Source organism: Saccharopolyspora pogona, from assembly GCF_014697215.1.
GTDB lineage: Bacteria > Actinomycetota > Actinomycetes > Mycobacteriales > Pseudonocardiaceae > Saccharopolyspora > Saccharopolyspora hattusasensis.
This window is the reverse complement of record NZ_CP031142.1, coordinates 8612973-8628209: the sequence shown is the minus strand read 5'-3', so window position 1 is coordinate 8628209 and position 15237 is coordinate 8612973. Positions and strand designations below refer to the sequence as shown.

16 protein-coding genes are annotated in these 15237 nt (G+C 68.1%); all 16 read right to left on the bottom strand.

Going from position 1 to position 15237, the window contains the following annotated elements:
- Window positions 1-11: 11 nt before the first annotated feature.
- The gene (locus tag DL519_RS40785; protein WP_190822881.1) at window positions 12-743 is read right to left on the bottom strand and encodes a hypothetical protein; all 732 of its coding nucleotides are present in this window, start codon (window positions 741-743) and stop codon (window positions 12-14) included.
- Window positions 740-1906 carry a WXG100 family type VII secretion target gene (locus tag DL519_RS40780; RefSeq protein WP_190822879.1) on the bottom strand — a complete coding sequence of 389 codons (1167 nt, stop codon included), beginning with the start codon at window positions 1904-1906 and terminating at the stop codon, window positions 740-742. Before DL519_RS40780 ends, DL519_RS40785 begins: the two co-directional genes overlap by 4 nt.
- Window positions 1903-2226, bottom strand: coding sequence for a hypothetical protein (locus DL519_RS40775; RefSeq protein ID WP_223840081.1), 324 nt, complete (start codon window positions 2224-2226; stop codon window positions 1903-1905). Before DL519_RS40775 ends, DL519_RS40780 begins: the two co-directional genes overlap by 4 nt.
- 247 nt (window positions 2227-2473) lie before the next feature.
- Window positions 2474-3199 (bottom strand): hypothetical protein, encoded by a 726-nt coding sequence (locus tag DL519_RS40770; protein WP_190822877.1) that lies wholly within the window; start codon window positions 3197-3199, stop codon window positions 2474-2476.
- Between the two features lie 12 nt (window positions 3200-3211).
- Window positions 3212-3961 carry a hypothetical protein gene (locus DL519_RS40765; protein ID WP_190822875.1) on the bottom strand — a complete coding sequence of 250 codons (750 nt, stop codon included), beginning with the start codon at window positions 3959-3961 and terminating at the stop codon, window positions 3212-3214.
- Window positions 3962-3985: 24 nt separating this feature from the next.
- Entirely contained in the window at window positions 3986-4651 is a 666-nt protein-coding gene (locus tag DL519_RS40760; RefSeq protein WP_190822873.1) for a hypothetical protein, read from the bottom strand.
- 25 nt (window positions 4652-4676) lie between these two features.
- Window positions 4677-5399: a hypothetical protein gene (locus DL519_RS40755; protein WP_190822870.1), complete on the bottom strand. Its 723-nt coding sequence runs from the start codon at window positions 5397-5399 to the stop codon at window positions 4677-4679.
- On the bottom strand, window positions 5396-6412 hold the full coding sequence (locus DL519_RS40750; RefSeq protein ID WP_190822868.1) for a WXG100 family type VII secretion target: 1017 nt from the start codon (window positions 6410-6412) through the stop codon (window positions 5396-5398). The genes DL519_RS40755 and DL519_RS40750 overlap by 4 nt, the downstream gene beginning before the upstream one ends.
- Entirely contained in the window at window positions 6396-6665 is a 270-nt protein-coding gene (locus DL519_RS40745; RefSeq protein WP_190822866.1) for a hypothetical protein, read from the bottom strand. Before DL519_RS40745 ends, DL519_RS40750 begins: the two co-directional genes overlap by 17 nt.
- Before the next feature lie 11 nt (window positions 6666-6676).
- Window positions 6677-7183 (bottom strand): YbaB/EbfC family nucleoid-associated protein, encoded by a 507-nt coding sequence (locus tag DL519_RS40740; protein WP_190822864.1) that lies wholly within the window; start codon window positions 7181-7183, stop codon window positions 6677-6679.
- A 93-nt stretch (window positions 7184-7276) separates the two neighbouring features.
- Window positions 7277-7804, bottom strand: a complete 528-nt coding sequence (locus tag DL519_RS40735; protein WP_190822862.1) for a hypothetical protein — start codon at window positions 7802-7804, stop codon at window positions 7277-7279.
- Between the two features lie 102 nt (window positions 7805-7906).
- Window positions 7907-8755 (bottom strand): orotidine-5'-phosphate decarboxylase, encoded by an 849-nt coding sequence (pyrF, locus tag DL519_RS40730; protein WP_190822860.1) that lies wholly within the window; start codon window positions 8753-8755, stop codon window positions 7907-7909.
- Window positions 8752-12087: a carbamoyl-phosphate synthase large subunit gene (carB, locus tag DL519_RS40725; protein ID WP_190822858.1), complete on the bottom strand. Its 3336-nt coding sequence runs from the start codon at window positions 12085-12087 to the stop codon at window positions 8752-8754. The genes pyrF and carB overlap by 4 nt, the downstream gene beginning before the upstream one ends.
- Window positions 12087-13208: a glutamine-hydrolyzing carbamoyl-phosphate synthase small subunit gene (carA, locus tag DL519_RS40720; protein ID WP_190822856.1), complete on the bottom strand. Its 1122-nt coding sequence runs from the start codon at window positions 13206-13208 to the stop codon at window positions 12087-12089. Before carA ends, carB begins: the two co-directional genes overlap by 1 nt.
- Window positions 13205-13813, bottom strand: a complete 609-nt coding sequence (locus DL519_RS40715) for a PH-like domain-containing protein (RefSeq protein WP_223840080.1) — start codon at window positions 13811-13813, stop codon at window positions 13205-13207. Before DL519_RS40715 ends, carA begins: the two co-directional genes overlap by 4 nt.
- Window positions 13813-15123, bottom strand: coding sequence for a dihydroorotase (locus DL519_RS40710; protein WP_190822854.1), 1311 nt, complete (start codon window positions 15121-15123; stop codon window positions 13813-13815). The genes DL519_RS40715 and DL519_RS40710 overlap by 1 nt, the downstream gene beginning before the upstream one ends.
- Window positions 15124-15237 lie beyond the last annotated feature (114 nt).

Genomic DNA, 15237 nt, shown 5'->3' with positions numbered 1-15237 from the left:
GCTCGCCTTCGTCAGATCTGTCCGTGGGACATTGCCACCAGCCGCTGCACGGGCTTTTCCTTCGGCGAAGGGCTGAGCTCGATCCCCGAGCCGTCGGTGAACTGCACGCGCAGGTACCAGGGCTTTCCCGTTTGGTAGCCGCGGCCGAGTTTGCGCTGGTGCGCACCGATATCGGCGATCGCGGGCCGCTGGATCTCCAGGTGGGGGCGCGCCTGCGGCACCGGGACGGCAACCCCCGGCTCGTACTCGGGCTTCGACGCGACGATGTCCCGGACATCCCGGGCGAACTTCATCGCGCCCTTGCCGAACTTCAGCGCACCGCCCAGGAGACCCGCCGACTCCTCGGCTTCCCCCGCTGCCGGTTCGGCGACGTCCTGGAAGGTCAGCAAGCCCAACCGGTGCGAGGTCAACACCCAGTAGGCGCGGTCCTCCCCGGTGGGGATGCGCGAGAGCTCCGTGACCGCCATGCAGTTCGGCCCCGGACCGAACAGCACGCTCGGCGGCGAATCCTTCAGATCGGAATCGGTGTCCCCACCGGTGACCGCATCGAAAACACCGCCGATGACTCCTCCGACGGCGTCGCCAGCGCCGAAGGCGGCGCGTGCGCCCCACCCCTTCTTCGGCTTCCCCTTCTCGTCGAGCCCTTCGACGTCGAACAGGTAGTTGCGGTGCGACCGGATGCACCAGAGGATGGGCTCCCCCGGCCGGCACCACTGCTGGCGAGCCGCCAGAACTTCGATCACGAGAAGCCCTTCTCCTGAGCCGACTTCCGCTCTTGTTCGCTCATCTTCCCAGTGGCTTGATCTTCCCCTGCACCATACGCGAACTCGGCGCCCTGCTCGATCGCCGCGTCCGTGGCCGTCGAGACACCTTCCTTGAAGATCGCGCCGGTCAACCGCGTCGAACCACCGAGCGTACTGGTCAAGAAGCGCTGGGAAAGGTTGCCCGCCAACGCCTCGGAACCTGTGACGCCCTGCATGAAGCGGTTACCGGTCGTCGTGGCCAGCGTGCTCCCGTCGGCCCTCGTGAGCGTGTTGATGAGCGCGTTCGAGTCCAACTTGCGCGCCACGAACTGGGAGACCTTCCCGCCGTTGCGCAGGTCGTTCATCTTGTCGATGACCTTGCGGAGCTTGCCGACCTCGCGCAGCTTCTGCAGCAACTTCTCCAGCTTCTGGAAGAGCTGGTAGAGCTTGCCCTGGATCTGGGCGATCCGGCCGCCGATCCGGGCACCCTGTCCGGCGACCTGAGCGGCCGTTCCGGCGCTGGCCGCGCCGACGGAGGCACCGGCCGTGATCCAGGAAGCCGCCAGGGCCGCCAACCACTGCACGATCAGACCGATGATCAGCTCGGTGACGACCGAGATGAAGAACTCGACGAACATGTCGAAGATGTCCGCGATCATGTCCAGCGTGCCCTTGAGGTCGCGGACATCCTCGGCCAGGGCCTTGACACCGTCGCCGAATTCCGTCATCTGCGTGCGGAAGGCGTCGCCGTCCTTGCCGACCCAGGTTTCGGCCGTGCCCTGCGCTCGCTGCGGCTCCTGCTCGGCGACCTGGTCGAGCCACTTCGCGACGTTCTCCCAGCCCTCGCCGGTGGCGCGCATCTGCTCGGGGTCGCCGATCGCGAACTCCGCGAGCTCGATCAGCGGGCTGAGCACGATCGACACCAGGAAGCCGAGACCGTTGTCCATCAACGCCTGGCCGGGGCTGGTCAGCATCTGCAGCTGCTCGGCCCGCATCGACACCATGGCCACGCCCCACTCGGGCGGGGACGAGGCGTCCGCCAAGTCCTGGGAAGCACCCACGAGCGAGGAGCCGCGGCCGGCGGCCTGCTCGAACCAGTTCTTCGAGTTCCCGTCGCCGTTGTTCAGGCTCTGGAAGTCACCGGGTCCCTGCGGCGCGCTCATCCGCCCAGCCCCTCTCCGGCCTTCTTCAGCATCTCGGAGATCTGCTGCTCGGTGTCGGCGTAGTCCTTGACCGTTTCGTCCAGCGCTTCCTTCATGTGCTGCAAGAATTCCTGAGCCTTGGACGCCAAGTCCTTGCAGGAGTCCAGGTTTTCGAAGTACTTGCTACTCAGGCCCACGGCGTCGCCGATCGGGCCGAAGCACTCGTCGTCGACCTTGGCCTGGTGGAGCAGGTCGGCGAGCTGGCCGAACTTGTCGGCCAGGCTGTCGCAGCCCTGACCGTGGCCGGTCAGCGTGCCCGGCGTCATCTTCAAGTCAGTCAAGACAATTCCCCTCAGTGCAGGAACGAGCCCGCAGAGGAGTCGTCGTCATCGCCAATCCCGCCGCGGTGCCCCCTTGGACGTTACGGCACCCACAGAGGGTTCCCAATGAACGGCGAGCATTTCCGCCAGGAGATACGGGCGCTTCTTCTTCAATGTCCGATTCACCCGCCACGGAGTGAACACCAGCGGAACAAAACGGACAAAATATGACCATCTAATGCCGGGAACGACAGCAACGGACCGCCCGCTACGCCGCTCCCAACACCCGGTTGCCCGCTTGGACCAGCTCGGCGGGCCGGAACATGCGGATGTCCAGGACGGAGCGGTCGCGGAACTCGATGCGCACGAACTCCTCCTGCTGCAACGTCCGTCCCAGGCGCAACATGCTGAAACTGCCGACGTGTTGGAGTGCGCACTCCCATAACCTCGTGCCCCGCGCTTCGGCTGGCTGCTCGACCACAGGTTTCTCCGCCTCACGCGAGAACGCTCCGGCCAACGACTTCGCCCGGCCGAGAAGGCCGCTCGGCTGTGGTTCCTGCAGTACGTCCTGTTCCTGGGCCCGGCGGTGCTGTTCGTCGACCTTGCCCTGATCGACGACCACCGCGAGCCGCCGATCGCTGGCGACGAACCACCCGTACTGCTTCGCCGCCACGAGTGCGTCGGTGCACTGCACGGCGAGCCTTCCGGGTGCGTCCGCGTAGCACCAACCGTTCAGGGCGTCGTCGTGCGCCCATTCGTCGCCCACGTATTGACCGGAAACCACGGCGGGGTGAAGTTCGGGCCAGTCCGGGGCCGGCAGGTCGTCGAGCGGACCGGATATCCGCGATCGGTAGGGCAGTTCCCGGTTGCCGCCGATCACGGCACCGAGCCAGCGCGGTTTCGTGCGGAACAACCGCGTCTCCCCCGACGCGAAGCACATCCGGTCGAGCCGTTCGTTCTCGAGCTCGAGTTCCTCGATCTCCTTCATCGACACGGCCATTATCCCTCACCGCTCGCCACGGGTCATCGCCGCCAACTGCGCCACCGCATCGGCTTCATGATCGCCGCCGATCTCGAACGTGGAGCCATCCCGGAAGGTAAACCGCAGATACCACGCCGCGCTGGGCGAATACTTCCGCCCGAGTTTGCGCTGGTGGACGTCGATGCCGACGATCGCCTCCCACGGCACCGACCACTTCTCCCGCACCACCGGACCGCTCGGCTCCGACTCCTCCGGGGCCTCAGGTTTCGCGTCGTCCCGCCCGAACCCGAAAACCCGCTTCGCTCCGCCCAACAACGCACCGACGTCCGGGACCTTCCGCTCCGCACCAGGTTTGCCGACCACCAGCCGGGCGAGCCGAGCAGGAGTCAACAACCAGAACCCCTCGGCCCCGGCCTCTGCGATGCGCGCCATCTCAGCCACGGCGATACAGTCCGGGCTGCTCCCGGTCACGAACCCCTTCGGCGGCGAAGGCTTCGCCGACCCGGTGTCCCCGCTTTCGCTGCCGCCGCTCAACGTCGCGACCGCCACGACGGCGAGCAGTCCCAAGCCCACGCCCTTGGCGATCCGGACGCCGAGCCCGGGCACTGGCGTCCCGTTCGCCTTCAGCCCGTCGACCTCGAAGCGGAACCCCCGCGCCTCCCGAGACAGGCACCAGAGGATCGGCTCCTCCGGCCGACACCACTGCGCCCGAACATCCAGAATTTCCCGCACCGCTCCCCCATTTCTTCCGTTCGTCGCCTGCCGCTCTCGCAACGGCAACACCTCGGCAACAGCAAGCTAAATAAGCGCGTGAATGTTCACATTGAGCTCAAGAGCAGAACCATCGACGAAATCCACACGGAGGAACTGGTACGGGATGGTGCTCCGCCCCTTCCCGACCATTCTGTCGTCGGCCACGGAGTCAATCGAGCATTCCCACAACACCACAAACTGAGGTCCGGACTTCGTGAACCCTTCGGAAAACTCGGCCACGGCACCGAGAGCAGTACGAGCTTTGCCGAGGAAGCTCCCCACACCCCCGCGCTTCTGTTCACGCGCCTCTGGTTCCGGGACGTCGTTGGGCTTGGCCACCACCGAAGGATCGACAACGACGCCGAGACGCCGGTCAGTGGAGGCGAACCACCCTTCAGGCCCCGCCGCAGCGAGGTGGTCAGCACACCGTACGGCGAGTTGGTCCGTCGTCGCGGCGTAGACCCACCCGCGCATTGCGGGGTCATGGATCCACTCATCGCCGTGGAACTTTCCCGCACGGACAAATCGACTGGCAGGTGACAACCGACCAAAGTCGACATCAAGCTCAGGAACGGGTCCAGACGGCTGGTACGGAACAACCGAACGGCCACCGATACTCGCGCCGAGATGACCTCTTTCGTTCTCTCCTCCTTGCACAGTACGCATCTGCTCGTCAGCGTCGGCCCACTCGGCCTGGAGGAGCGCGCGCATCTGTTTTCTCGATTTCACAACACCCTCATTCCCGACCGTGTGTCATTGCGAGCATACGATCGAAGAAGGCTCGCTCGTGGGATTTTTTCCAGTCAGAAACCAAGAGCGCGGACTCATCGGCGAGACCAACCTTGAACCAATGCCGATCACGCCCCTGAATTTTCTGTTCCACGACTTCGACCGAGGTGATCGCGTTTCTCGGGATCTCGGCGCACACCAGCGGCACCGGCAGTTGAGGTTCCTTCTCGGCCTGCGGTTCCTCGGCCCGCTCGAACACCGAACCGATAGACTTCTTCAAACCGCCCAGCAAACCAGACGAATCCGCGTTCCCGCCTTCACCCCGCTGAGCGAAGTCGAGCAACCCCAGCCGGTGCGTCGTCAGCACCCAGAACAGCTCTTGGTCGTCCCGACTGCTCGAATTTCCGCCGTTAGCTTGCCAATCCGCCAGGCAGGACACCGCAAGACAGTCACGGCGCTTCCCCATCAACACCGTCCAAGGCACGCTTGGCGCAGACCCGCCCTGGTCTCCTCCGCCGAGAGCCGCCTCGAGAACGAGAGCGGCGACTCCGGTCGCTGCCACGAGAGCCTTTCGGCCAACCCCCGGCTTCTGCGCCCCCCAATCATCCAGACCAGGGACCGTGTACAGGATGAACTTCCCTGCCCCCGACGCACGGGTCAGTGGATGACACCAAAGGATCTTCTCGTCCGGCACGCACCACGAGGCCCGAGCCGCCAGCACCTCAATCACTGGAAACCACGCTCCTGGGCCGCATCACGCTGCTCCCCGGCGAGATCACCCTGGAACCAGCCCTTTCCGGTGTCGTAGACCTGGTGCGCACCCTGCTCAATGGCCGCATCGGTAGCGATCTCCGTTCCGGCAGCGGTTGCGGCTTGGCCGAGGGTCGTCTTCCCGCCCAGAGCTCCGTGCAGAACGGTACCGGCGACTCCACTGGCAAGACCTTGGACACCCTTCATGTCGGTCGCGAGCCTTGCTTTCTGATCCTCGAGCAAATTGATGGCGTCCATGTCACGCTGCTTCTGCGCGTCTGCGATGCGACCTGCAAGGTTGGCGTCTGCCTTCTCGAAGGCGTCCATCTTCGTGACGTCATCCTTGAGGAACTTGCCCCCCTTGGACGTCAGGTCCTCCGCGTCGGCGTGGGTCAGGAACTTGAACGCGGAGCTCTGCCTGTCGATGAAACGACCGGCCATTTCCTGACCCATCTTGAACTTGCCGTCGAACAGCTTGCCCTCACGCAGCTTCTCCGACGTCTCGATGAGCTTCTTGAGCTTGCCCATCTCGCGCATCTTCTGTAGGAGTCGCTCCACCTTCTGGAAGAGCTGGAACAACCTGCCCTGAAGCTGCGTGATTCGCGCACCAATGCGCACTCCGGTGGCGCCGACCTGCACTGCCGTACCCGCACTAGCAGTGGCCACCGAGGCGCCGGCAGTGATCCACGAAGCGGCGAGCGCGGCCAGCCACTGGACGATCAGGCCGATGATCAGTTCGGTGAGGGTCTGGATCACGAACTCGATGAACATGTCGATGATCTCGGCCCACATGTCGAGCGTGCCCTTGAGATCGCGGACGTCGGCCGCGAGCGCTTTGACTCCTTCCGAGAACTCCGACATCTGGGTGCGGAACGCGTCGCCATCCTTGCCGACCCAGGACTGCGCTGTTGCCTGCGCCCGCCCCTGTTCCTGTTCCGCGACGCTGTCGAGCCACTTCGCGACGTTCTCCCAGCCCTCACCCGTGGACCGCATCTGCTCCGGGTCGCCGATCGCCCACTCGTGGCTTCAGGAAGGCCTGCGCTTTTTTGGCAAGGTTCTGGCACTCCTCCAAGCCGTCGTAGTAACCGTTCAGCATTCCGATCACTTGACCGATCGGGCCGAAACACTGGTCGTCGACTCGAGCCTGGTGGAGGACGTCAGCGAGCTGGCCGAACTTGTCGGCGAGGCTGTCGCAACCGTCGGCATGCCCGGTAAGGGCTTCCGGAGTTACCTGCAAATCGGTCAAGACAACTTCCCTCAGCGCAGGAACGAGCCCGAAGAGAAGTCGTCACCGTCGTAATCGGCGCTCGCCTGCTGCGGCCGCCGCGGCGTTGCCGGACTCTCCGGCGGCGCGCGGTGCGCGGCGGGCGGCGGTGCGGGGCTCTCCGGTGCGGGCGTTTCGTCTCCGGCGGTCGGCTTGATCGCCATGCCTTCGACGTTGAACGCTTCCTGGAACTTGTCGAACTGGTCGCCCAGGATCGGCGCCACCGTGTTGTTGAGCTGCTCCGCCGCGCTTGCCGTTGCTTGGCGGATGGTCGCCATGATCTGCTGCTGCAGGTCGTTGGCCGACTGGCGCACCGCGTTCGGCGCCAGACGCAGGTCCAGCACCGCCCCGGACGGCGCGACCGTCACCGTCACCGACCGGTCCGGGCTGCTCGCCGTGGCCTGCATGCCCTGCATCGCGGACTGCAGTTCCGACGCCTTCTGCGCCTGCTCCTCGAACTTGCGCATCATCTCCTGGATGCGCTCAGACGCGCTGCTCACCGTCTGTCCCCTTAGCTTCCGAACCGTTGGATCGACACTATCTGACCGCCCACGGCGCCTCATGCCGTTCGGAGATCCGTTCCCAGGAGCAAATCAGTCGCGGGCGTACAACCTATTGTTGAAACGGGCACGACGCGCGAATTGTACAAAAACGACCACGATCATGAGGCTGGCCGCAGCAATCAGCCCCAGCAGGACGTTCAGCCCGGTCGTGTCGTAGCGCTCCGGCAGGAGCACCGTGGTGGGCCCGGTGCAGCGGGCCTCGGCCGGGCCGGAGAACCACGCGGGTTCCGGCCCGGGCAGCCGCGAGCTGCGCAGGCTGTTGGCCGGGCGGTCGGGAATGAACTCACGCGGCTCACCGGCCTGCGGGATCACCTGGCACTTCACGTACTCATCCCGTTGCGCGGCCAGGCCGAACGGCTGCCCCCGCTCCAGCTCCACGTGTGCGACTGGGTCGGCCGTGGCCTCGCCCGAGCCGAAGGTCCGGGACCAGATGGTGACCTCGGTGGAAACCAGGAAATAGCCACCGGTGACCAGCCAGAGCAGCACGAGAACGATGATCCAGCGCAGCACGCGCGGCGGTTTCTTCTGCGCGAGGGCGCCGTTCGTTGCGGGATGCATGCGAACTTCGTACCAGATAGCCGTTTCCCGCCGCGCACGTTCCCGCCAACACGAGTTGAGGGGCACTCTTGATCAAGAGCGCCCCTCAGCTACCACCGGAAATCAGTCTCGGAGGAGGTCGCTCACCTCGTCGCGGACCTTGTGGGCCGCGGCGCGGAGGCCGTTGACCGTCGGGCCGTGCCGGAGGACGTCGCGGGCCGTCGCCGGTAGGACGTTCGGCAGCGCCGCGCCGAACAGCGCGCGCAGGCTCTGCACCGTCGCACCCTGCGCACCCAGGCCGGGTGCCAGGATCGGGCCGTTGAGGCGGGAGAAGTCCAGCTCGTCGGCGCCGATGGTGGCTCCCGCCACCACTCCGACGTGCCCCATCGGCTCCGCGTCCGCATTGGTCTCCGCGGCCGAGTCCACGATGTACTGGGCGACCGAGTCGCCGCTGCCGTGGATCGACCGCTGGAGGCCCGCGCCCTCCGGGTTGGAGGTGCGCGCCAGCACGAACACCCCGCGGCCCGTCTGCTCGGCGATGCCGATCGCCGGGGCGAGCGAGCCGTAGCCGAGGTACGGCGACACCGTGATCGCATCCGCCGCCAGCGGCGCGTGCTCGTCCAGGTAGGCCATCGCGTACGCCGCCATCGTGGAGCCGATGTCGCCGCGCTTGATGTCCAGCAGCACCAGCGCACCGGCCTGCCGCGCCTCCCGGATCGTCTTCTCCAGCACGGCGATTCCGGCCGAGCCGTACACCTCGAAGAACGCCGACTGCGGCTTGAGCACCGCGACCTCGCCGGCCAGCGCCTCCACCGCGGTCATCGCGAACCGCTCCAGCGACTGCGGGGTCTCGTCGAGATCCCACGCGTGCAGCAGCGACGGGTGCGGGTCGATGCCGACGCACAGCGCACCGCGCGCCCGCACCGACTCCGCCAGCCGCTGGCCGAAGCCCGCCCGCAGCGGATCAGTCATCGCTGCTCACCGCCCTGCCGAAGGGCCGCCTGCAACGCCTGCAGGGGCCGGACCCCGATGTTGCCTTGGATGGCGGCCTCGATGCCCTGCACGGCCGCCGCCGCGCCCTGCACCGTGGTGATGCACGGGATGTCGCGGGATACCGCGGCGGTGCGGATCTCGTAGCCGTCCACGCGCGGGCCCGGGTTGCCGTACGGGGTGTTGATCACCATGTCGACCTCGCCGGCCTTGATCAGCTCGACGATGTCGCGCTCCGCGCCGTTCTTCTCGATGTGCTTGCGCACCACCGTGGACGGGATTCCGTTGCGGCGCAGCACCTCCGCGGTGCCGCTGGTGGCCAGGATCTCGAAGCCGAGGTCCGCCAGCCGCTTGACCGGGAACACCAGGGACCGCTTGTCCTTGTTGGCCACCGACACGAACACCCGGCCGCCGGTCGGCAGCGAACCGTAGGCGCCGGCCTGCGACTTGGCGAAGGCCTGCCCGAAGGAGGTGTCGATGCCCATCACCTCGCCGGTGGACTTCATCTCCGGCCCGAGCAGCGAGTCCACGCCGACGCCCTCGCGGGTGCGGAACCGGTGGAACGGCAGCACGGCTTCCTTCACCGCGACCGGCGCGTCGATCGGCAGTTCCGCGCCGTCGCCCTCCGGCGGCAGCAGGCCCTCCGCGCGCAGGTCCGCGATCTTGGCGCCGAGCATGATCCGGGCCGCCGCCTTGGCCAGCGGCACGGCGGTCGCCTTGGACACGAACGGCACGGTCCGCGAGGCGCGCGGGTTGGCCTCCAGCACGTACAGCACGTCGTCCTTGAGCGCGTACTGCACGTTCAGCAGGCCGTGCACGCCGATGCCGCGCGCGATGGCCTCGGTGGACTTTCGCACCTGCTCGATGTCCTGACGCCCCAACGTGATCGGCGGCAGCGCGCACGCCGAGTCGCCGGAGTGGATACCGGCCTCCTCGATGTGTTCCATCACGCCACCGAGGTAGATGTCGGTGCCGTCGCAGAGCGCGTCCACGTCGATCTCGATCGCGTCGTCGAGGAAGTTGTCCACCAGCACCGGGTGGTCCGGGGTGACCTCGGTGGCGCGGGCGATGTAGTTCTCCAGCGACGCCTCGTCGTAGACGATCTCCATGCCCCGGCCGCCGAGCACGTAGGACGGCCGCACCAGCACCGGGTAGCCGATCTCGTCGGCGATCCGCTTGGCGCCCTCGAACGACGTCGCGGTGCCGTAGCGCGGCGCGGGCAGGCCCGCCCCGGCCAGCACGTCACCGAACGCGCCGCGGTCCTCGGCGAGGTGGATCGCCTCCGGCGGCGTGCCCACGATCGGCACCCCGGCCTCGGCCAGCCGCTTCGCCAGACCCAGCGGGGTCTGCCCGCCGAGCTGCACGATCACGCCCGCCACGGTGCCGGACTGCTGCTCGGAGTGCACGACCTCCAGGACGTCCTCGAAAGTCAGCGGCTCGAAGTAAAGCCGGTCCGAGGTGTCGTAGTCGGTGGAGACCGTCTCCGGGTTGCAGTTGACCATCACGGTCTCGTACCCGGCCTCCCGCAGCGCCATCGCGGCGTGCACGCAGGAGTAGTCGAACTCGATGCCCTGGCCGATGCGGTTCGGGCCCGAACCCAGGATGATCACCTTCGGCCGCTCGCGCTGCTCGGCGACCTCCGACTCGGCCGCCGGGTCGGACTCGTAGGCCGAGTAGTGGTACGGCGTCCGGGCCGCGAACTCCGCCGCGCAGGTGTCCACCGTCTTGTACACCGGCCGCACACCCAGCCGGTGCCGCAGCGCGCGAACCCCGTCCTCACCGGCAAGTTCCGGCCGCAGCGCGGCGATCTGCCGGTCCGAGAGCCCGGCCCGCTTCGCGCGCCGCAGCAGCGCGGCGTCCAGCACCGGCGCCTCGACCAGCTCGCCGCGCAGCTCCACCCACGCCGCGATCTGGTCGACGAACCACGGGTCGATGCCCGACGCCTCGTGCACCTGCTCAATCGTGGCGCCCAGCCGCAGCGCGCGCTCCACGGTGTAGAGCCGCCCGTCGTGCGGCGTCCGCAGTTCGTCCAGAGTGGACTCGACGGTGACACCGTCAGGGTCCTGCCCCGGAGCGTCGGGCACAGTCCAGAAGCCCGCTGCTTTCGTCTCCATCGAGCGCAGCGCCTTGCCCAGCGCCTCGGAGAAGCTGCGGCCCACCGCCATCGCCTCGCCGACGCTCTTCATCGTCGTCGTCAGCTCCTGGTCCGCGCCCGGGAACTTCTCGAAGGCGAACCGCGGCACCTTCACCACGACGTAGTCCAGTGTCGGCTCGAAGCTCGCCGGGGTCTCGCCGGTGATGTCGTTGCGGATCTCGTCCAGGGTGTAGCCCACGGCCAGCTTCGCGGCGATCTTGGCGATCGGGAAGCCGGTGGCCTTCGACGCCAGCGCCGAGGACCGCGACACCCGCGGGTTCATCTCGATGACCACCATCCGGCCGGTGTCCGGGTGGATGGCGAACTGGATGTTGCAGCCACCGGTGTCCACCCCGACCTCGCGCAGCACCGCGATGCCCACGTTGCGCATGTGCTGGTACTCGCGGTCGGTCAGCGTCATCGACGGCGCCACCGTCACCGAGTCACCGGTGTGCACGCCCATCGCGTCGATGTTCTCGATCGAGCAGATGACCACCACGTTGTCGGCGTGGTCGCGCATCAGCTCGAGCTCGTACTCCTTCCAACCGAGAACGCTCTCCTCGATCAGGACCTCGTGCACCGGCGACTCGGCCAACCCGAAGGAGGCCATCCGCTCCAGATCTTCCTCGGTGTGCGCCATGCCCGACCCCAGGCCGCCCATGGTGAAGCTGGGCCGGATCACCACCGGCAGGCCCCGCTCCGCGACGAACGCGCGCACGTCCTCCATCGACTTGCACACCGCCGACTCCGGCACCTCGCCGCCGACGGCGCGCACGATGTCCTTGAACCGCTGCCGGTCCTCACCGCGCTGGATCGCCTCGAAGTCGGCGCCGATCAGCTCCACGCCGTAGCGCTCCAGCACCCCGCGCTCGTGCAGCGCGACCGCCGTGTTCAGCGCGGTCTGCCCACCCAGCGTGGCCAGGATCGCGTCCGGCCGCTCGGCGTCGATCACCTTCTCCACGAACTCCGGGGTGATCGGCTCGATGTAGGTGGCATCGGCGAACTCCGGGTCCGTCATGATCGTCGCCGGGTTGGAGTTCACCAGCGAGACGCGGATGCCCTCCTCCCGCAGCACCCGGCACGCCTGCGTGCCGGAGTAGTCGAACTCGCAGGCCTGGCCGATCACGATCGGCCCGGAACCGATGACGAGTACGTGCTTGATATCGGTCCTCTTCGGCATCAGCGCGCCTCACTCATCAGATCAACGAATTTGTCGAACAGCGGCGCGGCGTCGTGCGGACCCGCCGCCGCTTCGGGGTGGTACTGGACGCTGAACGCCGGGCCGTCGAGCAGCCGCAGCCCCTCGACCGCACCGTCGTTGGCGCAGTGGTGGCTGACCATCGCGCGGCCGAAGTCGGTGTCGAACCGCTCGCCCGGCTCGCCCTCGACGGCGAAGCCGTGGTTCTGCGCGGTGATCGCGACCTGGCCGGTCTCGGCGTCGATCACCGGGATGTTGATGCCCCGGTGCCCGTAGCGCAGCTTGTAGGTGCCGCGGCCGAGCGCGCGACCCAGGATCTGGTTGCCGAAGCAGATGCCGAACAGCGGAAGCTTGCGGTCCAGGGCCTGGCGGGTCAGCTCGACCTGCTGGTCGGTGGTGGCCGGGTCGCCCGGCCCGTTGGACAGGAACAGCCCGTCCGGCTGCACCGACAGTACTTCGTCCAATGTGGACGCCAGCGGCAGCACGTGGACCTCGATGCCGCGCTCGGCCATCATCCGCGGCGTGTTGGACTTGATGCCCAGGTCCAGCGCGGCCACGGTGAACCGCTTCTCGCCGACGGCCGGGACGATGTAGGGCTCATTGGTGGTGACGTCACCGGCCAGCGAGGCGCCGACCATCTCGGTGCCGGCCTTGACCGCGGCCACCATCTCGTCGTCGGAACCCAGTTCCGGGCCGGAGAAGATGCCGCCGCGCATCGCGCCCAGCTCGCGGACGTGCCGGGTCAGTGTGCGGGTGTCGATCCCGGCGATGCCGACGATCCCCTGCCGCTCCAGCTCCTCGACCAGCGACCGGCGGGAGCGCCAGTTCGACGGGATGCGGGCGGGGTCGCGCACGGCGTAGCCGGCGACCCAGATGCGCGCGGACTCGTCGTCCTCGTCGTTCCAGCCGGTGTTGCCGATCTGCGGCGCGGTCTGCACCACGATCTGGCGGTGGTACGAGGGGTCGGTCAGGGTCTCCTGGTAGCCGGTCATGCCCGTGGTGAACACGACCTCGCCGAGGGTGTGACCCACCTTGCCGTAAGCCTCCCCGCGGAAGATCCGGCCATCCTCCAGCACAAGTGCGGCCGGGGTGTACGCGGTCATTTGTCCTCCTGCCGCGACTCAGCGGAGTCGCGGGTCGATTCGGGTAGGTGGTCGTGTTCGGGTCGTGAGTGCGAAACCGGGCTGGAGCCCGGTTTCGCACTCACGACCTCGTCGGCGGGCGAGATCGCCCGGACCGCTTCGACCCACTCGGTCTGCGTTGTCTTGTCGTCGCCGCGGAACCCGGTGTCCAGCAGCTGCTCGCCCAGCCGCCAGGTCACCACGACCAGGCCGGCTCCGGGCACCACCTTGTTGGCCAGCTTGTGGTCCAGGCGGCTGTCCACGATGGACCCCGCCGGGATCCAGAGGTCGCTGGCCCCGGTTCGTCGCAGCAGCAGGCCCGAGGCGTGCAGGTGCGCGGTTCCGTTGGCGCGGTGGCCGATGTCGCCGACGGCGATGCGGTCCTGCCAGTCGGTCGCCCGGGTGGTCCCGACGTACATGCCGGTCGCGGCGGGCAGCAGCTCCTCGCCCGGTTCGGCCGGCGACACTGGGAAGTCCGGTAGTTCGGCGGCCTGGCGGCGGGCCCGGTTGCCCCAGCCGCGCCACATGCCGAAGAACACCAGCGCGACCACCGCGGCCATGCCGAGCACCCACAGGAAGCGTTCCATCAGCGCCTCACCTTGCCCTCGTGCGCGGTGACCTTGCCGCGCAGCAGCGTCGCCACCACGCGGCCGGGTAGCCGCATGCCTTCGAACGGCGAGTTCTCGCCGAGGCTGGCCAGCTCCGCGCCGCGCACCGTCCACTCGGCGTCCGGGTCGACCAGCACCAGGTTCGCGGGTTCGCCCGCGGCGACCGGTCGGCCCTGGCCGGTCAGCCCGGCGATCTCGGCGGGCCGCTCGCTCATCACCCGGGCCACGCCGCGCCAGTCCAGCAGGCCGGTGCGCACCATCGTCTGCACGACGATGCCGAGCGCGGTCTGCAGGCCGAGCATGCCGGGCTTCGCCGCGGACCACTCGCAGTCCTTGTCCTGCGCGGCGTGCGGGGCGTGGTCGGTGGCCACGCAGTCCACGGTGCCGTCGGCCAACGCCCGGCGCAGCGCCAGAACGTCGGCGTCGGTGCGCAGCGGCGGGTTGACCTTGTTCACCGGGTCGTAGGTCTCCAGCCGGTCGTCGGTCAGCAGCAGGTGGTGCGGCGTGACCTCGGCCGAAACCCGGCCGTCTGCCTCCCGCGACTTCCACCAGCGCAGGATCTCCGCGGTGCCCTCGGTGGAGACGTGGCAGATGTGCAGCGTGCCGCCGGTGTGCCCGGCGAGCAGGCAGTCGCGCGCGACGATCGCTTCCTCGGCCGGGGCGGGCCAGCCAGCCAGGCCCAGCCGGGCGGCGTTCGCGCCCTCGTGCGCCTGCGCGCCCACCGTCAGCCGCGGCTCCTCGGCGTGCTGCGCGACCACGCCGCCGAAGGACTTCGTGTACTCCAGCGCGCGGCGCATGATCAGCGGGTCGTGCACGCAGTGGCCGTCGTCGGAGAACACCCGGACCTCGGCGGCGCTGCGGCGCATGGTGCCCAGCTCGGCGAGCTTCTCCCCCTTCAGCCCCACCGTCACCGCGCCCACCGGGTGCACGTCGACCAGGCCGACCTCGCGGCCGCGCCGCCACACGTGCTCGACGATCACGGCGTTGTCCGCGACCGGATCGGTGTTGGCCATCGCGAAGACCGCGGTGTAGCCGCCGAGCGCGGCGGCCGTCGAACCGGTCTCGACGGTCTCGGCGTCCTCCCTGCCCGGCTCCCGCAGGTGCGTGTGCAGGTCCACGAAGCCCGGCAGCGCCACGGCGCCCCCGGCGTGCACGATCTCGTCGACATCCGCAGCGGGACCCAACTCCAGACCAGGACCGATCTCGGCGATCACCTCGCCGTCGACCAGCACGTCCACCGGATCGCCCACGCCGTACGGACGGACGTCCTTCAGTAGCACCCGGCTCATGGCTGTCCCGCCTCCAGTCCCGCCTCTCCGCGATTCACACTGGTGGTTGCGTCCAGCGCGAATCTCGCGTTTGGTGGTTTCTTGTGGCTGGGTTGCGTCACGGTCCCCTGGGGT